Origin of the sequence: Corynebacterium stationis (genome assembly GCF_001941345.1) — a bacterium.
Lineage (GTDB): Bacteria > Actinomycetota > Actinomycetes > Mycobacteriales > Mycobacteriaceae > Corynebacterium > Corynebacterium stationis.
In genome coordinates, this window is the sequence record NZ_CP009251.1 from 2,127,038 (window position 1) to 2,146,067 (window position 19,030).

Here is a 19,030-nt window from a genome sequence, read left to right on the forward strand (position 1 = left end):
CTCGGAATAGGAGCCGAGAGTAAACACGGGGACATCGAGAAGCGATCTGCGATAGATACGACGCGGTGGCTCCCGTAATTCCTCTTGACAGCCCCGGCACAAAACTGCCCCCGGTACGCGACACCCCGCGCACGACCGCGGGAGTAAAAGCTCCATCTAATTGGCCACAATCGGTGCGGAGCGCATTCCCTGCATGCTCGGGACCTCACGCCAGTAGGTAGATTCAGTTTCCACGGGCAACTGCAGCATCGCGTGATAATCGGTGATGTACAACGTCGACGGCGACGCGGCAATCGACACCACGGGAATGGTGATATTGCCCGAAGGCAAAGTAGACACCGAGGAGCCATCTTGCTCCACGCGCCACACCGGCGCTTCTTGGGTGGATGTGCCCACCACCAAGGAGCCATCTGCCTGCCAATCCAAACTCAGCGCAGTGCCACCCAATTCGCTGGCGGGGTTGTAGATATTCGTCAGGCGGAAATCACCTGAACGTTCACGCTCCACAACACCGATGTAAACCTCACCACCGATAATCATTGCCGCTTGCGCACCTGAATTTGAAAGCCGAATAACAGAGATTTCACCCTCGATAGAGTCCAAATCTGTGGTAATCACGCGCGTGGTGGTCAGCTCCCCAGTTTGCGGAGAGCGCACAACACGCATGACTTCATCGCCATCGACGACGGTCCACGCAGACTGGCCTGCATTTTCAAAGGTCGGGCGCGAAATAGTCTCAGCGCTTAAACCTTCTTCGATATCGCCTTCAATATCACCGAAGATAAATCGCGATTCATCTCCCTCTCGGCGTACCGCAGCGATAACTCCATCAGCGGTGATATCGGCAGATTCAATATTGCCGCCGTCGCCCAATCCCCCGGCTACAGGTTCAGCGGCATTGGCGGAGACCTGCAAGATATCGCCTTCGTGGAGAGCATAGAGCGGCGCTACCGAATTAGAGGCAACGCGGGGGTTATATTCCGCGAAGTCATCGGTAGTCATGGTCTCTAGATTTTCTACCAGCGGGGCACCATCTGCCGTTACCGTATAAGGTTCCTGAATACCCGCGTGCGATAGCGTCCATACCAGCTCCGCCGCAAAGCGCAGGCGGTCTTCAGGAGACATATTTTGCATGCCGGCGAAGTTATAGACACCGTTCTCAATGCCTAAGAACGCCGCATCATCGGGTACGACATTGGTGGTCGCCGGTGCCAAGCGTGAGGAAGGGCCCGCCAATAGCAAGGTAATCAATTGCGCATCGAGCGAGTTTTGGCTGCCAAAGAGCCAGCGCCGATCTGTAACTAATACCCCGGCGGTTTGACGATAAAAGTAGACGGGCAATGGCTGGTAATGATTACGCAGCTCGGTGCGTTCAAAGACCACGCCATCAGGCAAGTCGGTAATGCGCCATTCGTCATCGACCTGCTCCATGCGGATGGTTGTTTCATAGCCCGAATTTTCAGGCACATAGCTGCCGCCGGAGGCAATCGAACCAATGACACTGCCGCGCACGGTGAAGGCACGCTGGTCTGAGCGGTTGGTATTTTGTGAGGTCAGCTCAATGAGGTCCACAATCCGCATGGACTCTTCTGGATCCCAATTTTGTGCAGCTTCTGGGCTTAAAAAGGAGCGTGCAGCACCATAGTCCGAGGAAGGAATCGCAGCTGCAGCATAAAATTCGCGGACCAACAGGTCAGCTTCCTGGCCAGGAGTTGGGCCCACGGCCGGGTCTACTTCAGGTTGCGGGGAAAAAGAACGCAGAATATGCGGGTCTGAATTATTCGGCAAGGTTGAACAACCCGATAGGACTAAAGCTGGAATGGCGAGGGCAGCGATGAGACGTTTTTTCATTACTTCTCCTCGCTTTCTTCATCAATGACCACAGGTGCGTTTGGAAGCACCAAAGGCAAAGGTTCTTCCCCAAACGCTGCTCCAGGTTCACGCGGGATAATAAGGCGGAACCGGGAACCGATGCCCGGGATACCCGTGGCATCCAGGCTACCTCCATGCAATGACGCATCCTCGCGGGCAATCGCCAAACCCAGCCCGGTGCCGCCGGAATGACGCTTACGAGAAGCATCGGCACGCCAGAAACGGTTGAATACTAACTCTTCCTGGCCTTCCTTAAGGCCCACGCCTTGATCTGTCACAGCAACCGCAACCGCAGTTTCGGTATGTCCGATATCTATGGTGACGGGGTTGCCTTCGGAGTGGTCGATGGCATTGGCCAAAAGGTTGCGCAGCACGCGTTCAATGCGGCGGGAATCGGCTTGCACATTAACGGGATAGTCCGGCAAGTTCGCGTTGATTTTTACATCAAGTTCTTTAGCCAAGTGCTCGGTTTGTTGCATCGCAGATTCGATGCACGAACGAATATCCATCGACGATGCTTGTAGGTCTGCAACGCCCGCATCGTGGCGTGAAATCTCCAGCAAGTCCGCCAGCAGTTCCTCAAAGCGGTCGAGCTCACGGGTCATCAACTGACTAGCACGGCGCGTATGCGGTTCCAGGTTGTCCGCATCATCCGCGATCAAATCTGCTGCCATGCGCACGGTGGTTAGCGGCGTGCGCAGCTCGTGCGAGACATCGGAAGTGAATTGGCGCTGCAGATCACCGTATTCTTCCAGCTGCGTAATCTGCTTCGACAGCTTATCCGCCATGTCATTGAACGAGGCAGCCAAACGCCCCATCTCATCTTCGCCGTCAACCACCATGCGCTCGCGCAGATGTCCGGCGGCAAGCCGCTGAGCGATGCGCGAGGCCGAACGAATCGGGGTAATAACCTGCTGAATAGCAAGCCATGCAATACCGACCAACAGCACGACTACGACCACCCCGGCGGCAGAGAGCAAACCGCGCATCAGTGCCATGGTAGATTCTTCATTTTCCATGGACATGACCAGATAAAGCTGCAGTTCGGGAATATCTGCCATGGTCGGAGTACCCACCACTAGCGCGTGGTAGCTCGACCCGCCTGGCTGGTCAATCGTTGTAAATTGATACGCCACCTGGTCATTAGCCACTGAATTACGCAAAGGCTCAGGGATGCGATAGCCCTCGGGTGCAGTGGTTATTTCCCCACTGGAGTTTTCCACCACGATGACTGGCTCGTAGGTGGTATTCGACTCCCCGCCTTCGGCGCTTAGCTGAGTCAAAGAAGCCCGCGCTGAGTTAATACGCACTTGGACAGAGTTCGCTGCCCCAGTGGCATTAATTTGCTGTTCGACGGCAATGCGCGCGCGATCAATTTCTTGATCCCCGATGCCAATCTTTTGATCAACCAGACGCTGCGTAAGCACCGATACAAGCGCATAAGCCAAGATGATCATGACCACCGTGGAGGCAACCAAAATCATGCCAATGACGCGTACCTGCAACGAGGTACGCCACATTTCACTTATGACGTCGCGTAAATGGCGCAACCGGGACTTAATAACTGAATGCCTCCATCACTGATGAAAAACTAACTAGCAACTAGTCGTTTTTACCAGTCTTATAACCAACACCGCGCACGGTCAACACAATCTGCGGATCTTCAGGATCATGTTCAATCTTGGCGCGCAAACGCTGCACGTGCACGTTCACCAGGCGAGTATCCGAGGCGTGACGGTAGCCCCACACCTTTTCCAATAGCTCCTCACGCGTGTGGACCTGGCCTGGCTTACGAGCCATCTCCACCAGCAGGTCAAATTCCAGCGGGGTCAAAGAAAGCTCTTCGCCTGGTCCGCCTTGCGGGGAGCGGCGGGTCACGGTGTGCTCAGAGACATCAACGAACAAGTCGCCGACCTCGATAAGCTCCGAGGACTTTGTCTCCGTACGGCGCAGACGCGCACGCACGCGCGCTACCAATTCCTTCGGCTTGAAAGGCTTAGTGACATAGTCATCCGCCCCGGATTCCAAGCCCAGCACGACGTCAACGGTGTCAGTCTTCGCGGTGAGCATGACAATAGGAACGTTGGAATCTCGGCGAATCGCGCGGCAAATGTCCACGCCATTCATTCCCGGAAGCATCAAGTCCAACAAGATGAGATCCGGATTATGCTGCTCAAAGGCTGGGACTGCATCATTTCCGTCGGTAATGGGGATGGGCTGGAGCCCCTCGGATTCGAGGACAATAGTCAACATTTCCGAAATGGCAGGATCATCATCTACCACCAGGATTTTTGGCGCCACTTTTACTCCCCTACGAGGTCGAGAACTTTGCCGATGATACTACCTTGATCCGCGGTAGCAATCCACTGGCCAGCCCAATTGCAAGCTGCGAGTCGCTCATAAGCGGCTGCTGTTGCAGACTGCAGATCAGAGTCTTTTTCATACTGGTCTTTCTCGCGGGTGGCGTCTTCTGCTTCTCGTGATGAGGCGCGTTGCGCCGCAACCTCAACCGGCGTGGAGAGATACACCTGCAAGGAGGGCTTCGGTAAGCCAAGACGATCGAATTCCAGCTCATAAACCCAGTCCATGACCGCATCATCACCCAGTCGGGCAGCAGAGTATGCAGCATTAGATGCCGCGTAGCGATCCAAAATCAACAGCGAGGAGCTCTCTGCGGCCGCCTCTAATTGCGATTTCGCGCCGTGGCGATCCAAGGCAAATAACGTCGCCATGGCATAGGCCGACGAGGTTAAGTCCCCCATGCGGCCGTACAGCGCTTCCTGGGCAAGCTGAGCGTGAATAGAATCCGCATACCGAGGAAAGCTCAAGACCTCCACCGGAATATCTAATGCGTCGCGCAGCTTGTGAACCAGCGTGTTTTTTCCAGCGCCGTCAATTCCTTCAATCGCAATAATCATTAAGCGAGGGCTTCAAGAAATGGCTCGAGGTCAAACTCTTCTTCTACTTCTTCAAGAAGCTCGGTTGCCTTTTCGTTCAAAGACTCAGCGGAGTAGCCCACTAGGTCACGGATATACGGGTAGTTGGATACAACATCCCCCGCGGTGAAAGGTGCACCTGCCCAGATAGCAGCAATGGTGGCTGCCGCGAGTGCATTTTGCTCTTCTTCTTCGGTTGCTTGGCTTTCTCCGGTGGCCAGCATGATGGCGTCGTGGATTGCTTCGATGACGTCATCTTCTTCCAAGGAGTTCAAATCTTCGAGAAATTCGACATTGTCTTCACTGGTGAAAATATGCTCATCCCAAGTGCTCATGGGCTCTGCTCCTTTTAACTTTTTCTCGTGCTTTATAGCGGATTACAAGGCGTGGCAATTCTGCACAATCGACACTAGCCAACTTGGTCACGCTAGCCTAGTAATAACTGCCGGGCGTGGCTTCAATTAATAACAAGCAAGCCACAACACTCACTCTTCCACTGGCGTGAGGTTGACCACAAATGGGGCTAGTTTCACGACCATGCCTGAAGAAAACGCCTGCTGAAGCCGCGTTTTTCCTGCCGGGAAAAAGATCGCGCGAAAGTATTCCCCTCACTAGACCCTCGTGGTACTCTCGTTATTAATTTGTTACCAACCTGGAAAGGGCGCCTGTGAATTCAGATGTTCGTCGCGTCACCATATTTTTCACGGTAGGACTGCTTGCTGCGGCTGCCGTGGGTTTTGGTGTGTGGCGAATGGGCAGCCCTTCATCGGTCAACGCGGATCCGACTATCACGACGCAAACCTCCTCAGAGAATACGTCGACGGAGAAGAAGGATGCTCAGACTACTGAAGAGTCTGAAACCCAGGAACTCCGTGAGCAGGAGTCTGTTCCTGCCCAGGCCGCTGCCCCGAATTACGGTGATGACCCGTTCTTGGCGCCTAATTCCGTGGTCAATCCTCAGCGTGAAACCCCAACTCCGACCAATGTGTATCGTCCAGAGCCAATTTTCGGTGAGGAATACGATTCTTATGCGCAGAGCTCAGGGGCTCAGAATGAATTCGACGCCGATGGCGATGAGAATCAGACTGAAGAGGCTTTAACATCTGATAGTGAAGCTACGCAGTCTCCTGATGAGACCACTGACGGCTCGGCACCTTCGACCAGCCCAGATCAAGATGGCGACGATAATGTGACTACTCGCCCATCGGGTCCGAGCGAAGAGCCAACGGAGCCAAATGAGTCTACGCAGCCAGCTGAACCTTCTGAGCCAGTGGATACGTCGAAGCCAACCCAGCCTGGCAAGCCAGTAAACCCTGCTGCTCCGACTGAATCCCTCAAGCCGCAGACGACTGTGAGCCAGTCGCCAACGACAACGCGGACGCAGCAGGCGCCCGCTACAACTGGTAGCTCTTACTGAACTCGTGCGATAAAAGCTTGAGCTTTACCCTGAGTACTCAAGGTGACATCACCATCGGAGGCAGGTAGCCATGCGGCATCGGAAGGCAGAAGCTCCAAGCTGGAGCCATCTTGAGTCTCCAGCGTCAAAGTACCAGAGGTGCATAAAATAATGCCTGGCCCCTCACTTTCGGATACGACCTCATCGCCTGCCTTTAGGTCACAGCGCGTGAGTGTGTATTCCTCTACTGGCACTGGGTAGTTCAACACTTGCGCGGAATCTGACAAGCTAATCTGCTCAACACGTGGGTCGCTGATCGTGTTAAAAGATAGAACTTTCACGAGCTCAGGTACATCAACATGTTTTGGAGTTAGCCCGCCGCGCAGCACGTTATCGGAGTTGGCCATAATTTCCACGCCCAGTCCACGCACGTAGGCGTGTAATTGGCCAGCGTTGAGATAAATCGCCTCACCAGGGCTTAGTTGCACGTGATTGAGCAAGAGCGCACCTAAAACACCCACGTCACCGGGGTAAAGCTCGTTTAACTCAATGATGGTCTCTAAAACTGGGCGCATCCAAGAAGTGGAGTTAAGCGTTGTCAGCAACTGCTTGGAAGATTCCATCAGCGCCGAGATCAACTCGCGGCGGGTGGCTGCAGGAATAGTAATCCAGGTGGTAAATAGCGCCCGAAGATTATCTGCTTCTTCTTCTTTAGTCAGACGTCCTTTGGCAATATGCATGCTGGTAAACCGGTTGAGCTCTTCACAATCTAGGGCATTGAAAAGCTCACGAGTGTGCACCAGCGGGCGAAATCCTGCCATGGCATAAAAATCAGTTAAGGCAACGATGAGTTCCGGCTTGTGATTGTCGTCCTTGTAGCTGCGCTGCGGCGCATCCATGGCGACCTTTTGGGAATTCTCGCGTGCAAAGCCCTGGCGCGCTTGTTCTTTAGACGGGTGTGCTTGCAAAGACAAAGGTTCATCAGCGGAAAGAATCTTCAGCAAAAAAGGTAGCTTGCCGTCGAATTCCGCAGCGACATTTTCCCCAAGGGCTGTTTGGGGGTCTGCTGCAATAACCGCATTCAGTGGCTCATCTTCAATCGTCGCAGGACCTGCTGGGTGAGCGCCGTACCAAAGCTCTGCGATGGGATAATTGGATGCAGCCTTGCCTTGCAAGTGCGGAATGAGTGTCTTAGAACCCCATGAATAGGTTCGGGTGGCACTGTTAAGCAGTTGCATTAATCTTCCTTCAAAACATCGTAAGCGGTCGCGGCAAAGGCGCGGATGAGCAATTGAACGGCGCAAACCAAATCACTGAGGCCAGGATCGGTGCATGCCATAGCGAGGGAATGCGGCAGATGTGACTCCGCCTGCCCCCACACAATTATTTTTAAGGGTACTAGAGTCTTTTCCCCATCCAGGAAAGGGTCATAAAAAATGTCATCGCGCGCAGAGTTATCCTGGTTGCGTTCTAACACCATAGGTACGAGTTCAGGTTCTACAAATTCACCTGATAGCCCGTGCGCTGACCAGATTTGTGCGGCACATCGGGCAACAGCCATTCCAATATTGATTCCGACTGGCAGATCCGCTGGCTTATCGATGCGTGCTGCAGTGTGCAGTACACGCGCCTGGGCGGTAAATTCCCGCAGGGCACGCCCAGGGTTTACTGTGGCATCACGTTCTGGGGAAAGCTGCTGTAATTCTTCATCAGCGATATCGGCGAGCTCATGCAGGCGCTCAGCGACGATAACCTCAGCGTCAGTGATCGACCACAGCACGGCTAAAAGCCCTGCGATATAACGGCTTGGGGATCCCCCATCAGCGGTCGGCGGTAGTGGGAACGTCAGTGTCTCGTGCGGTGCATCTTCTGCTAGTGGCCCACGATTTGGTCCGATAAGCGCTGTAGTTGCTCCCCTGCGCGCGGCAGTAATCAAGGCCAAAGAAGCCCAATCGGCATCGGCGCGCTCTCCTACCACTACGACTAAATCAAGCGGGCCTACAAAGTGTGGCAGCTTGTCAGCAATGGTAATCGGCCAAGCAAGCGGTGATATTAATTCAGTCACCATCTCTGCGCTGGCGCGCGCAACTTGGTCAGTTGGCAGGATAACAATGGAGCGATATTCCGCCCCGCGCACGACGTTTAAGTGCTGGATATGTGCGGCGATAGCGCGAATGTGTGCACCTTCGTGTGCAACATCGAAAAAGCGCACGGTTTCTGGGTCATACTGGGAGCCAGAAAAATAGCCTTCATCTGTCATGGCTTCAAGCCTAGTAAATGCTTGCTTGTCGTGGTGGCGCGGTAATCTATTTACATGAGTCTTTCAGCACATTTATCAGATTCCCCTAAGCCTGTGGTTCTTATCGGCGGTGGCCCAGGCGCCTGGGATTTAATTACGGTGCGCGGCATGCATGCATTACAAGAAGCTGATGTCATTTTGACGGATCACTTAGGCCCAGCTCCGGAACTGGACAAGTTGTGCGATGTGGATGCGAAAGAAATTATTGATGTTTCTAAGCTGCCCTATAAAAAATCGGTGTCGCAGGATCGCATCAATGAATTATTGATTGAATATGCCCGCGCGGGGAAAAAGGTCGCGCGTTTAAAGGGCGGAGATCCCTTTGTCTTTGGCCGGGGCTTTGAAGAGGTTCAAGCTCTAGCTGAAGCTGGTATCACCTCAGAAGTCATCCCCGGGGTGACTTCCGCGGTCTCGGTTCCCGCGTGTGCCAACATTCCTGTCACTCAGCGCGGTATCGTGCATGCTTTTACTGTAGTGTCAGGCCATTTGGCACCAGGACATGAGAAAAGCTTGGTGGATTGGGAGGCACTTGCAAAATCTGGCGCTACACTGTCGGTCATCATGGGCGTGCGCAATGCCACCGCTATTGCCGAGGCCTTGCTCTCCGGTGGTCTTGCTTCTTCGACCCCCGTGGCAATTATTGAAAATGGCACCATGGATGAAGAACGCGTGGTCAAAACCACCTTGGGCCACATGGGCGAAAAGACTGCCGAGGCACAAATTGTGCCTCCAGCAGTCTTTGTCATAGGTGAAGTCGCAGGATTGCGTTAGATAGCTTGGGCTAGCCGCTTAGTGCTTAGCCAGTCTTGGCTTCTTCATGGGCGCGGATGGTTGTTTCTTGAACAGCCTCCGCGCTTTGTGCTTCTGCGGCTTTCTCAGCAGCACGCTGGGCACGAGATTTCAGGTGGCCACGAATCGTTGCGCCAATACCCACGGCAATAATGGCGCCGTGAATAACGACTACCCAGAAGGTCGACGGTGCAAAACCCAGGCCTTCATAAACATTAGATACATTCAATGCGGCGATGGCGGTTCCCACAAATCCACCCAGCACGATGGGGTTAAGCCGTGAAATCAGCCACGCTGCAATCGGTGCTGCAATAGAGCCGCCAATTAACATCGCAACAATCGCGCCCAGGTGAGCGACGATGTCCTCCCACAGACCAAAGGCAAAGCCAATGGTAGCGCCTAAGGTAACCAAGAACTCAGCGGCGGAGACGGTACCGACAATGCGGCTGGGTTTTTCTTTGCCTGCGGCCAACAAGGTCGAAGTCGTGACCGGTCCCCAGCCGCCGCCACCGGTGGCATCAACCATGCCTCCGACCGAACCCAACACAACAAGGAAGGGTTTTGCGTGCGGTTTATTAGAAAAGGTGCGTTTGATATGCCCGCGGCTAAAGCGCCAAATCAGATTAATGGCAATCAATAACAAGATGCCCGAGGTAATCGGCTGCGCCGCTTCCATGGACAGATTCGATAACAGTGTTGCACCAACAAAGGCAGCAATGCCGCCGGGAATCGCAAGAGAGAAGACAATCTTCCAGTCCACATTGCCAAAGCGCCAGTGACTAAAACCAGACACTAAGGTGGTGCCTAATTCCGCCGCGTGGACTACCGCCGAGGCTTGAGCTGGGCCCAGGCCTGCGAGGAAGATTAATAACGTGGTGGAGGTGACGCCGAAGCCCATGCCAATTCCGCCATCAACTAATTGCGCAGCAAAGCCAGCTATGGCAATAAAAATGAGCGTTGGCATGTGTTCATCCTAAGTAGTTTGGGGCACTTGCGCTGGGGAAGCGACTTCAGTGCGTTTTGCGTGGGAGAGGCGGTGTGCAAGGATTTCGGCGAGCTGCGACCCCAGTGGTGCAGAGCTTGTAATCTGCGAGCCGGTGATGTGCATGATCTCTGCCATCGCGGTGTTCGCGGAATCTAGCAGCAGCCCTTGGGTCACAAAGAGCGGCAGCAGGTGAATGCGTGAATGTGCGGTTGCTTGCAGCCGCAGTCCCTTATTTCCCCACAGAAAACCTGCTCTTCCAACACCTGGGGTGACAAAGAGCGTGCTGGTTTGAAAACCTGTGGCATCGGCAAGGCGCACGCCCAAGCGCACGACTGCTTCATTGGCTGCAACATTTGAAGAGCCCACCGCGTATAAAATCACGTGCGGGTTATCCCCGGCTGCAACATCCTGGAAAAGCCGGGTGCGTAGCTGTTCCAAGACCTCAGTACCAGTGCCAAGACCTGCGGTGGGGTGTAGTTCCACACCACTTATCCGCTGGGCTTCCGCTACCACATTGGGCACGTCATAGCGCATGTGAAAGCCGTTGGTAAAAAGCAAAGGCATCAACGTCGCACGCTCAAAGCCGCGTTCTTTCAGGCTCACGGCGGCATCGACAAGCGAAGGCGTATCAAATTCCAAGTGCGCCGCTTGCCCGAAAGCTCCCGTCACAGAGGAGGTACGGGCAACTAGCTTGTCGATGCCCACCGCCGCCTGCGGGTGCCTAGAGCCATGCGAGAGCGCGATGAAGGCTTGACTCATAGTTCATGGCCTTTCCTTTTCAAGGAATTCGCAAGTGCCTCATGCGAAGACCGCGCTGGCTCCGGCTTTACCGGTGGGTCATCTTGACCGTGGAATTGCACGGAAAATACCCTCAGGCAGTCTTGGCACGACCATGCGAACTCGGTTTCTTCATCGGGAAAAAGCAGCTCGCTGGCGCAATATGGGCAGTGCAACGGGTGGTTGCGGTTCGGGTTGGGTTTGCGGCGAAACCTCATGACAAATCCTCATCCTCAGCGCGCAGTACCCAATCACGGAACTGCTCGCCTGGGTTTCGCTGTTCCTTGAAGTTGGTGACAACGCGCACGACGTAGTCCGTAACCTCAGACGCCTTAACCTTGTGTCCACGCAGTTTGCGGCCGAAGTCTGGGTTCAGACCCATTGCTCCGCCCAAGTGAACCTGGAAGCCTTCGATACGGTCGCCGTTTTCATCGGTAAGCGTCTGGCCCTTGAAACCAATGTCAGCAACCTGTGTGCGGGCGCACGAGTTCGGGCAGCCGTTCAAGGTAATCGAGATTGGCACGTCGAGATCGCCAATGATCTCTTCCAGCTCATCGACCAATTCGATTGCACGAGACTTGGTAGTGGTGTGCGCAAGCTTGCAAAATTCCAAGCCGGTGCAGCTCATGACGCCGCGGCGGAACTCCGATGGCTTCGGGTACAGGCCGGTTTCGGACAGCTTCTTCGACAAAGGCTCAATGACATCTTCATCCACGTCCAAGAAGAGCAATTCCTTCATCGGAGTGGTGCGGATGCGCTCGATGCCGAAGGATTCTGCAACCTCGGCGATAGCTACAAGTTGCTCACCAGTGGTGTGTCCCACGGTCGGCTTAACGCCGACGTAGAACTTGCCATCCTGCTGCTTGTGCACACCGACGTGGTCACGGTTGCCCATGTGCGGAACGGTTGGGATGCCATCTTGCAATGGGGACTCGAGGTATTCATCTTCGAGCACCTGCCGGAACTTCTCTACGCCCCACTGAGCTACCAAGAACTTCAGGCGTGCGCGGTTGCGCAGACGGCGGAAGCCGTAGTCACGGAAGATAGAGACTACACCGTGCCATACCTCCGGAACGCGCTCAAGCGGTACGAAAGCACCAATGGATTGCGCAAGCATAGGGTTGGTAGACAGACCACCGCCGACAAAGCAGTCAAAGCCAGGGCCATATTCTGGGTGGTTGGTACCTACGAAAGAAACATCCTGGATCTCGTGGGTAACATCCTGGCGGGCATTGCCTGAAATGGCGGTCTTGAATTTACGAGGCAGGTTCTGCACATCTTCGCGGTGCAGGTACTCGTTAACAATGGTCTCAATAGCTGGTGTGGCATCAATAATTTCATCTTGAGCAACACCTGCGACTGGCGAACCTAAGATAACGCGGGGTACGTCGCCGCAGCCCATCATGGTGGAAAGGCCCACTGCTTCTAGCCGCTCCCAGATTTCTGGCATATCTTCAATGCGAATCCAGTGCAGCTGGATGTTTTGACGGTCGGTAAAGTCCGCGGTGGAGCGCGCAAACTCCTGCGAAATCTCGCCGACTACACGCAGCTGCTGCGGCGTTGCGCGGCCACCATCAAAACGGATACGCAGCATGAAAAATTCATCTTGCAGTTCCGAGTTTGGAACTTGTCCAGTAAGCTCACCACCAAGGTTTTGCTTACGCTGGGTATAAATGCCGAGCCACTTAAAACGCGGAGCTAAGTCCTCTGGTGGAATGGAGGCAAAACCTTGCTTGGAGTAAATATCAATAACGCGCTGCTTCGCGGAAAAGCCAGGATCTTCCTGCTTAATGCGCTCGTCGTCATTGAGCGGCTCCATTCCGTCAATCTTCCACTGCCCCTCCGGCTTGGGAGTGCGCTTCGGGCGGGGCTTCTTGTCAGTCGCAATGGTCATGTGATTCCTAACGTGGGGAAGTTAAATCGTTTAGAACCAACCTATCCACACCACTTAGTTCACACAATACATACCGCTTGGTCTATATTTTAATTCACAGAAGTACGCCCTCCAAGCTGCACGGATGCGCAAGTGGCCGACAGAATATAAAGATGCCCTAAAAAGGCAATTGCCCGCCAGAAACCTGTCCTGGCGGGCAATTTAAAAGAGACTTTTGCTGTTTTTAAGCGCGAATAATGCCTAATACTCGGTCAACAATCTGTGTGACCTCGTCTTCGGTCTTAGCCTCGACGTTGAGGCGCAGCAATGGCTCAGTATTGGATGCGCGAACATTGAACCACGCATCCGTGCCTTTCAGCTGCACGGTAACGCCATCGAGGTGGTCTACTGACTCAATGTCGTCGGCTAGCTGCTCCAAGATCGCCTCTTGGCTAGCTTGCTGGTCCGCGACGGTGGAGTTGATTTCCCCCGAAGCGTGGTAACGGGAGTACTGCGCCATGAGCTCAGACAAAGGCTTGTCTGTCTGCCCCAGGGCAGCCAGCACGTGTAGGGCTGCGAGCATGCCAGAATCAGCGTTCCAGAACTCTTGGAAGTAGTAGTGCGCCGAGTGCTCGCCACCAAAGACGGCCGCGTGTTCTGCCATCTGCGCCTTAATAAAGGAGTGTCCCACGCGCGTGCGTACAGGCTTACCGCCGTGCTCGGTGACAATCTCCGGCACCGTCTTGGAGGTAATGAGGTTATGGATGATGGTCTCGCTAGGGAATTTCTCTAGGTAGCGCTCTGCAATCAGGGCACAAATCGCCGAAGGTGAGACAGGCGCACCCTTTTCATCAACCACAAAACAGCGGTCGGCATCGCCGTCGAAAGCAAGGCCGATATCCGCGCCTTGTTCCACGACGAATTTCTGCAAGTCCACGAGGTTCTTAGGATCCAACGGATTGGCCTCGTGATTCGGGAAGGTGCCGTCAAGTTCAAAATACAACGGACGAACATCGAAAGGCAGCGATTCAAAGACCGCTGGAACAGTATGTCCACCCATTCCGTTGGCCGCATCCACAGCTACAACGAGCGGGCGTGATTCCTTCAGCCCAACTAGGCCATTAAGAAAGTCTGCGTAGTCGCTGAGAATATCGCGATGGGTTACGGTGCCTGGGGTGACATCGTCGGGCGCAATGCCTTCGACCATCTTGTCCTTGATGGTGGCAAGTCCCGTGGCTTCACCAACTGGAGTAGCACCCTTGCGGCATAGCTTGATGCCGTTGTACTGCGCTGGGTTGTGCGATGCGGTAAACATCGCACCGGCGCAGTTGAGCGTGCCGGCGGCAAAATAGAGCTGGTCTGTGGCACACAGCCCCAACTGGATGACATCTAAACCTCGTGAGGTCACGCCTTCGGCGAAGGCATCGGCAAGCTGCGGTGAGGATGGCCGCATGTCGTGGCCAATGGCCACCGTCGTCTCGTTTTCTTCGCGCAACAAAGACGCAAACGCTGCCCCCACATCGCGGACAAAGGCTTCATCTATATCTTCGCCGACAACGCCTCGCACGTCGTAGGCTTTAATCACTGCATCTAGTGCTTCACGGTTACGCATAACCCGCAAGTTTAGCGGTGCCGGGCTTGCTACCGGCTACTTGCGGCCCGATGTAGGCAACCTTGTTGCCTACATCATAGCCCTGCCAGGGGTTTTAAACCTCAGGCGTGACATCCGGCACGACGGACAAATGCGCACGGCGTCGCTGATGGGCGTCGGCAACCCGTCGGGTGCGAAAGACCGGATGGTTAGACCGTTGCGGGTCTGCACCATCAAAGTTGGCTTTATAGTCGATCGGGTCTTGCCCACCACCAGCGGTGGAATCATCGATCAGACCGGTGGTCACACGACCTGCTTCGCGAACGGCCTCAGCCAAAGCCAGCAAGTCTTCATCATCTTCAAGCTCGATGTGGTCCACACGCACCAGCTCCCAGCCTTGGGGAGCGGTGATTTTATCTGCGTGGTGCGAGCACAGATCCCACGAGTGGGGATCTTCCTCTTCTACGAGCGGGCCTACAACTGCAGTTTGTTCACTGTAGGCATAGGTCAACGTCGCTACGGCCGGACGGCCGCAGCCAGGGCGGGAACAACGACGAAACTCATTCACGAGATTCAAGTCTAAACCCAAACTTGAGATTTAGATAGTCCTAACTTCAATCACGCTCACACCAGCATGTTCACACGGTCCCACTTTCGCCACCACACCCGGACCCGACGAATCCGTCGCTGCACATACGACTCAAACGTTCTACAGGCGCCTCACCGTCGTGGCGCACCCGTCGCACTGGCGTGGCGCAGACACTGCACTGGCGTGGCGCGCCTGGAAATGGACGGGATCCGCCTTAGTATTAATGCCATGTCTCCTGCGCGCAACCACCTTCGTCCCGCCCGCGACCGCCATGGCCGCGGACTGCGAGGCCCGCTTTTGCCGCAGCAAACCCCGCGCTTTCGCACGCGCGGCCAGCGCTTCGACATGGAAGTTTTAGAAGCCTACTCCCCCATCCACAATGCCTACCTCGATGAGCTTCTGGGTCTAGACATTGCGGTAGACACCGTACCGCGCATGCGACTGCGCGCTGACATATCCATCCTGCCCGACGATATCGTCGCCGATGGCCCCGTCCCCCTTGGTCGCATCGTGCCCGCGGGCGTCGACTCAGCAGGCCGTCCCACCCGCGCCAGGCTCGTCATCTTCCGCAAGCCCGTGGAGGCACGCTGCGCCAACCGCGCCGAACGAGAAGAGCTTTTAGGCGCAGTGCTCACCGCGCTGGTCGCCAACTACCTCAACATCGATCCAGAGGTCATTGACCCCCGGTTTAACTGGTAGCAAAACAACAACAACCCCACCACAAGGTGAGGTTATGTTGTTTAAAAATATCTTCCCCGAGTATCGCGCCTATCACCGTCGGCTTTTGCCAGACTTTGATTTACGCATCCCCCTTGAAGATTATTAGCCAATCTGGCGCTTAAGGCGGCGACGCTCACGATCCGAGAGCCCACCCCAAATACCAAATCTCTCATCATGCTCGAGTGCATATTCCAAGCACTCATCGCGGACGGCACAAGCCTGGCAAATGCGCTTGGCTTCGCGGGTCGATCCACCCTTTTCAGGAAAGAACGCCTCCGGGTCAGTTTGCGCACACAAGGCTTGGTCTTGCCACTCCTGCTCGACGGCACCAAAGAGTTCATCGAGCGTCATCTCTGCAGCAGCACCGCCACGGAGAATGGCGTTATTTTTTGGTTTGTCCACGCCGATTCCTTCCTCCGTAGTTGGGTTAAATATGGATTGGTTTTACACCACGCACTGGCAGTGCGGCGTAAATAACACTGTTGTGATTACACACCGAAACACTAAATATCGTCAACCCGATTTGAGGGAATATTTCACCCAACCAACAAAAACGCACGTCATTAACCACAACAGTCACACTAGTAACAAGAGTTCATGTCAAGGGCTACTTTGCGGGGGTACTACATGTAGTGCTGGCTGCAAAGTATGTGAACTATTTTCAGGAAACTACGGCGTGTCGCGCCACTTTCCCGGTTTTCTGGGATCCAGCTGTGAACAATTGCACTTTGGATCCTGCCTATCCCCCAGGGAAGGCTCTTGGAAAAGGAGGGACACGTGCTAGCAAAATGCACGTGTCCCTCCTTCTAAAACAAGCCGTTGATTCTAAGCATCAGAGCTAAACCGCACACCAGCGTCCGGAATATCTACACCGGGGAAGATTCGCATCCCATTGAGCAATTCACACCGCGCGCCGATAAGCGCGCCTTCACCAATGACGCAGTCTTCAATATGGGCATTCGCGCCAATGCGCGCCCCGGAAGCAATAATGGAATTGGCGATATGGGCGCCAGGTTCAATGGTCACGCCATCGAAGATGACGGTGCCATCAAGGCGGCAGCCCGCACCAATTTCACTGCCCCGGCCAACTGAGGTGCCAGAAAGCAAGAGCACCCCACCGGCAACGCCTGCAGATGGATCCACCAGGGATTCACCAGTCTTGCCTTCCAGCAGTGGCGAGTGTGCAATTCCGCGGACCAGATCTGAGGAACCGCGAACAAAGTCATCGGGACGGCCCATATCCCGCCAGTAGGAATTATCCACGTGACCAAAGACTTTGTAGCCTTCTTCCAACACACCTGGGAAGGTCTCGCGCTCCACGGAAACCACGCGGTTTTCTGGAATGGTGGCAATAAGGTCTTTTTTAAAGACGTAGCATCCAGCGTTGATCTGATTGGTCGGAGGATCTTCAGTCTTTTCCAAAAACTCCAGCACTCGGCCATCGTCATCAGTTGGCACGCAGCCAAAGGCACGTGGGTCACGCACATTGAGAAGATGCATGGTCAAGTCCGCATCTTTGCTGTGGTGGGTATCCAGGATGCCGCCGAGGTCCATCCCGGACAAAATGTCACCATTAAAGACCATGACGGTGTCATGGCGCAGGTGGTCATAGACATTGCGAATACCGCCGCCGGTGCCTAGCGCGGTGTCTTCGACAACGTATTCAATCTCTAAGCCCATGTCTGAGCCGTCGCCGAAGTACTCTTCAAAAATTTCCGCTTTAAAAGAGGTCGACATCACTACGTGTGTGATGCCGGCGGCTTTAATACGTGCCAGCAAGTGCTGCAGGAAAGGGTGATTGGCAGTCGGCAGCATGGGTTTTGGGGTACCGATGGTCAATGGGCGCAAGCGGGTGCCGCGTCCTCCGACCAAAATCACCGCGTCTACTGCCCGCGTGGTGGCAGGCTGCACATCAGCGACACCTGAATTATCGTCGCTTGCTGCGCCGTGAACGCTATTCGCCATGGAGGCAACCTTTCAGTTCTTGATGAGGTAGTGAATAAATTGTATGCGTTGTCAGCCATTTTGCGCGCTACGGCGCGGGCTTTAGCTTTAAGAACTAAGCAGTCTAGAACGAACCTGCAGGCCGGTTTTAATTACCCACCGCAACGGCGCCTGCCACGGCTTTGGATACCGGTCAGAAATGAATCGGTATGCAGAATCATGGTGGGCACGCAGCATCTTTTTGGAATGCACGGCCGTGGAATGTCCTTGCGCGTGATTAATCGTGGCATCTGGGCAGAAGATATTAAGGTAGCCCGCACGGCTCATCCGGTCTGCTAAGTCGATGTCTTCGAGATACATAAAGTAGCGCTCATCAAAGCCACCAATGGCATCGAAAGCATCCCAGCGTACTAACAAGCAAGAGCCTGATAGCCAGCCTGAAACCCTTTCGGTATCCATATCATCATCGTCGCGGTAGGCCCGAGACCACGGATTTGAAGGCCAGATATCAGCAAAGATCGCATGCCCAATGCCATTTATAATGCTGGGGATAGCACGTGCCGAAGGATAAATTGTGCCATCCGGCTCCACGATCTTTGGCCCTACGGAACCAGCTTTGTTCCATCTGCGGGCACAAGAAATTAGCTTGTCGATGCTTCCCGCGTTAAATTCCACATCCGGATTCACCAGGAGAAGATATTCTGTATCTATCTCCCCGGCTTCCCGCATAGGGCGCAAAGCGTTAGCCCCCGCGTTCATGCCGCCGCCATAGCCAAGGTTGCCACCGGTATCTAGAAACTCCACCCACTCGTACTGCTGGGCTGTCTGCTCGGGCACGCCATCAGTAGAACCGTTGTCCGCGAGAACAACGCGCGCTTTTTGGGACACCGCAGTAGGAATGGAGTCGATAAAGCGGCCGAGGTACTCGCCCGGTGAATAGGTCACCGTGACAATCCCCAGCGGCGCCCGGTTGCCCGGTTCGCTTGGTGTGGAAAAAGAAGTTGAGTCGTTCACGATGGCCCTTAGCGTACCCAAGCTTTCCGCCATCCATCGCAATTGACACTGTGCGTCGTATAACTATGTGATGGGTACCTCCCCCGCGTGTTTTCACGGCTACTTAGCTGCATTGATTGTCACTTGCGCGCTAATAGAGGCGCTTGGCGCAGGCGCCGGGGAGAATCATTATGCGGTTTTCATGGTTCTATGCCATAGAATGATGGATCTTAAACCCTGCCCGCTTAGATAATTGGGAAGCGAAA

The 19,030-nt window shown here is 54.6% G+C and carries 19 protein-coding genes; 3 read left to right on the forward strand and 16 right to left on the reverse strand.

The features are described from left to right. Positions 1-156: 156 nt before the first annotated feature. From lpqB to CSTAT_RS09930, 5 genes are all read right to left on the reverse strand, one after another. Positions 157-1,851, reverse strand: coding sequence for an MtrAB system accessory lipoprotein LpqB (gene lpqB / locus CSTAT_RS09910; RefSeq protein WP_075723322.1), 1,695 nt, complete (start codon positions 1,849-1,851; stop codon positions 157-159). Next, entirely contained in the window at positions 1,851-3,392 is a 1,542-nt protein-coding gene (gene mtrB, locus CSTAT_RS09915; RefSeq protein ID WP_194285157.1) for an MtrAB system histidine kinase MtrB, read from the reverse strand. Before mtrB ends, lpqB begins: the two co-directional genes overlap by 1 nt. Positions 3,393-3,474: 82 nt before the next feature. Further along, on the reverse strand, positions 3,475-4,173 hold the full coding sequence (gene mtrA / locus CSTAT_RS09920; RefSeq protein WP_066795687.1) for an MtrAB system response regulator MtrA: 699 nt from the start codon (positions 4,171-4,173) through the stop codon (positions 3,475-3,477). A gap of 2 nt (positions 4,174-4,175) precedes the next feature. Next, positions 4,176-4,790, reverse strand: a complete 615-nt coding sequence (locus tag CSTAT_RS09925) for a dTMP kinase (protein ID WP_075723324.1) — start codon at positions 4,788-4,790, stop codon at positions 4,176-4,178. Continuing rightward, a complete protein-coding gene (locus CSTAT_RS09930) occupies positions 4,790-5,143 on the reverse strand; it encodes a DUF4259 domain-containing protein (RefSeq protein WP_075723325.1) in 354 nt (117 codons plus the stop codon). Before CSTAT_RS09930 ends, CSTAT_RS09925 begins: the two co-directional genes overlap by 1 nt. Before the next feature lie 332 nt (positions 5,144-5,475). Here CSTAT_RS09930 and CSTAT_RS09935 point away from each other — a divergent pair, with 332 nt between their 5' ends. Beyond that, on the forward strand, positions 5,476-6,225 hold the full coding sequence (locus tag CSTAT_RS09935) for a hypothetical protein (RefSeq protein WP_075723327.1): 750 nt from the start codon (positions 5,476-5,478) through the stop codon (positions 6,223-6,225). On the opposite strand, the gene manA is transcribed toward CSTAT_RS09935, so the two are convergent. Together manA and CSTAT_RS09945 are read right to left on the reverse strand one after the other, a co-directional pair. Next, entirely contained in the window at positions 6,219-7,442 is a 1,224-nt protein-coding gene (manA, locus tag CSTAT_RS09940) for a mannose-6-phosphate isomerase, class I (protein WP_075723328.1), read from the reverse strand. The two genes, CSTAT_RS09935 and manA, sit on opposite strands and share 7 nt — an antisense overlap. Further along, complete coding sequence (locus CSTAT_RS09945; RefSeq protein ID WP_075723330.1) at positions 7,442-8,464, reverse strand: hypothetical protein; 1,023 nt, start codon at positions 8,462-8,464, stop codon at positions 7,442-7,444. The genes manA and CSTAT_RS09945 overlap by 1 nt, the downstream gene beginning before the upstream one ends. 54 nt (positions 8,465-8,518) lie before the next feature. Between CSTAT_RS09945 and cobA the strand changes: the two genes are divergently transcribed. Then, positions 8,519-9,274, forward strand: a complete 756-nt coding sequence (gene cobA, locus CSTAT_RS09950; RefSeq protein ID WP_075723332.1) for a uroporphyrinogen-III C-methyltransferase — start codon at positions 8,519-8,521, stop codon at positions 9,272-9,274. A 25-nt stretch (positions 9,275-9,299) separates the two neighbouring features. Here the strand turns inward: cobA and CSTAT_RS09955 are convergent, their stop codons facing one another. The 6 genes from CSTAT_RS09955 to CSTAT_RS09980 form a co-directional block, all read right to left on the reverse strand. Continuing rightward, complete coding sequence (locus tag CSTAT_RS09955; RefSeq protein ID WP_075723334.1) at positions 9,300-10,256, reverse strand: sulfite exporter TauE/SafE family protein; 957 nt, start codon at positions 10,254-10,256, stop codon at positions 9,300-9,302. A gap of 9 nt (positions 10,257-10,265) precedes the next feature. Then, on the reverse strand, positions 10,266-11,036 hold the full coding sequence (locus tag CSTAT_RS09960) for a sirohydrochlorin chelatase (protein WP_075723335.1): 771 nt from the start codon (positions 11,034-11,036) through the stop codon (positions 10,266-10,268). Then, positions 11,033-11,272, reverse strand: coding sequence for a hypothetical protein (locus CSTAT_RS09965; protein WP_075723336.1), 240 nt, complete (start codon positions 11,270-11,272; stop codon positions 11,033-11,035). Before CSTAT_RS09965 ends, CSTAT_RS09960 begins: the two co-directional genes overlap by 4 nt. Beyond that, positions 11,269-12,948 (reverse strand): nitrite/sulfite reductase, encoded by a 1,680-nt coding sequence (locus tag CSTAT_RS09970; protein ID WP_066795712.1) that lies wholly within the window; start codon positions 12,946-12,948, stop codon positions 11,269-11,271. The genes CSTAT_RS09965 and CSTAT_RS09970 overlap by 4 nt, the downstream gene beginning before the upstream one ends. Before the next feature lie 223 nt (positions 12,949-13,171). Then, positions 13,172-14,539 (reverse strand): phosphomannomutase/phosphoglucomutase, encoded by a 1,368-nt coding sequence (locus tag CSTAT_RS09975; RefSeq protein ID WP_075723337.1) that lies wholly within the window; start codon positions 14,537-14,539, stop codon positions 13,172-13,174. A 94-nt stretch (positions 14,540-14,633) separates the two neighbouring features. Beyond that, positions 14,634-15,086: a DUF3499 domain-containing protein gene (locus CSTAT_RS09980; RefSeq protein WP_066797864.1), complete on the reverse strand. Its 453-nt coding sequence runs from the start codon at positions 15,084-15,086 to the stop codon at positions 14,634-14,636. 249 nt (positions 15,087-15,335) lie between these two features. Here CSTAT_RS09980 and CSTAT_RS09985 point away from each other — a divergent pair, with 249 nt between their 5' ends. After that, the gene (locus CSTAT_RS09985; protein WP_075723899.1) at positions 15,336-15,806 is read left to right on the forward strand and encodes a metallopeptidase family protein; all 471 of its coding nucleotides are present in this window, start codon (positions 15,336-15,338) and stop codon (positions 15,804-15,806) included. A gap of 123 nt (positions 15,807-15,929) precedes the next feature. Here the strand turns inward: CSTAT_RS09985 and CSTAT_RS09990 are convergent, their stop codons facing one another. From CSTAT_RS09990 to CSTAT_RS10000, 3 genes are all read right to left on the reverse strand, one after another. Then, positions 15,930-16,178 (reverse strand): WhiB family transcriptional regulator, encoded by a 249-nt coding sequence (locus tag CSTAT_RS09990; protein ID WP_147581137.1) that lies wholly within the window; start codon positions 16,176-16,178, stop codon positions 15,930-15,932. Between the two features lie 474 nt (positions 16,179-16,652). Further along, positions 16,653-17,792, reverse strand: a complete 1,140-nt coding sequence (manB, locus tag CSTAT_RS09995; RefSeq protein WP_079005557.1) for a mannose-1-phosphate guanylyltransferase — start codon at positions 17,790-17,792, stop codon at positions 16,653-16,655. 87 nt (positions 17,793-17,879) lie between these two features. Next, positions 17,880-18,785, reverse strand: coding sequence for a glycosyltransferase family 2 protein (locus tag CSTAT_RS10000; protein ID WP_244892832.1), 906 nt, complete (start codon positions 18,783-18,785; stop codon positions 17,880-17,882). Between the last annotated feature and the right edge of the window lie 245 nt (positions 18,786-19,030).

What these genes read in the sequence shown, in the direction of transcription:
- manB (WP_079005557.1), bottom strand. Translation starts at nt 17,792, where the DNA reads ATGGCGAATAGCGTTCACGGCGCAGCAAGCGACGATAATTCAGGTGTC.
- CSTAT_RS09975 (WP_075723337.1), bottom strand. Translation starts at nt 14,539, where the DNA reads ATGCGTAACCGTGAAGCACTAGATGCAGTGATTAAAGCCTACGACGTG.
- CSTAT_RS09955 (WP_075723334.1), bottom strand. Translation starts at nt 10,256, where the DNA reads ATGCCAACGCTCATTTTTATTGCCATAGCTGGCTTTGCTGCGCAATTA.
- CSTAT_RS09970 (WP_066795712.1), bottom strand. Translation starts at nt 12,948, where the DNA reads ATGACCATTGCGACTGACAAGAAGCCCCGCCCGAAGCGCACTCCCAAG.
- CSTAT_RS09985 (WP_075723899.1), top strand. Translation starts at nt 15,336, where the DNA reads ATGTCTCCTGCGCGCAACCACCTTCGTCCCGCCCGCGACCGCCATGGC.
- manA (WP_075723328.1), bottom strand. Translation starts at nt 7,442, where the DNA reads ATGCAACTGCTTAACAGTGCCACCCGAACCTATTCATGGGGTTCTAAG.
- mtrB (WP_194285157.1), bottom strand. Translation starts at nt 3,392, where the DNA reads ATGTGGCGTACCTCGTTGCAGGTACGCGTCATTGGCATGATTTTGGTT.
- CSTAT_RS09925 (WP_075723324.1), bottom strand. Translation starts at nt 4,790, where the DNA reads ATGATTATTGCGATTGAAGGAATTGACGGCGCTGGAAAAAACACGCTG.
- CSTAT_RS09960 (WP_075723335.1), bottom strand. Translation starts at nt 11,036, where the DNA reads ATGAGTCAAGCCTTCATCGCGCTCTCGCATGGCTCTAGGCACCCGCAG.
- CSTAT_RS09930 (WP_075723325.1), bottom strand. Translation starts at nt 5,143, where the DNA reads ATGAGCACTTGGGATGAGCATATTTTCACCAGTGAAGACAATGTCGAA.
- CSTAT_RS09945 (WP_075723330.1), bottom strand. Translation starts at nt 8,464, where the DNA reads ATGACAGATGAAGGCTATTTTTCTGGCTCCCAGTATGACCCAGAAACC.
- CSTAT_RS09990 (WP_147581137.1), bottom strand. Translation starts at nt 16,178, where the DNA reads ATGACGCTCGATGAACTCTTTGGTGCCGTCGAGCAGGAGTGGCAAGAC.
- cobA (WP_075723332.1), top strand. Translation starts at nt 8,519, where the DNA reads ATGAGTCTTTCAGCACATTTATCAGATTCCCCTAAGCCTGTGGTTCTT.
- lpqB (WP_075723322.1), bottom strand. Translation starts at nt 1,851, where the DNA reads ATGAAAAAACGTCTCATCGCTGCCCTCGCCATTCCAGCTTTAGTCCTA.
- CSTAT_RS09965 (WP_075723336.1), bottom strand. Translation starts at nt 11,272, where the DNA reads ATGAGGTTTCGCCGCAAACCCAACCCGAACCGCAACCACCCGTTGCAC.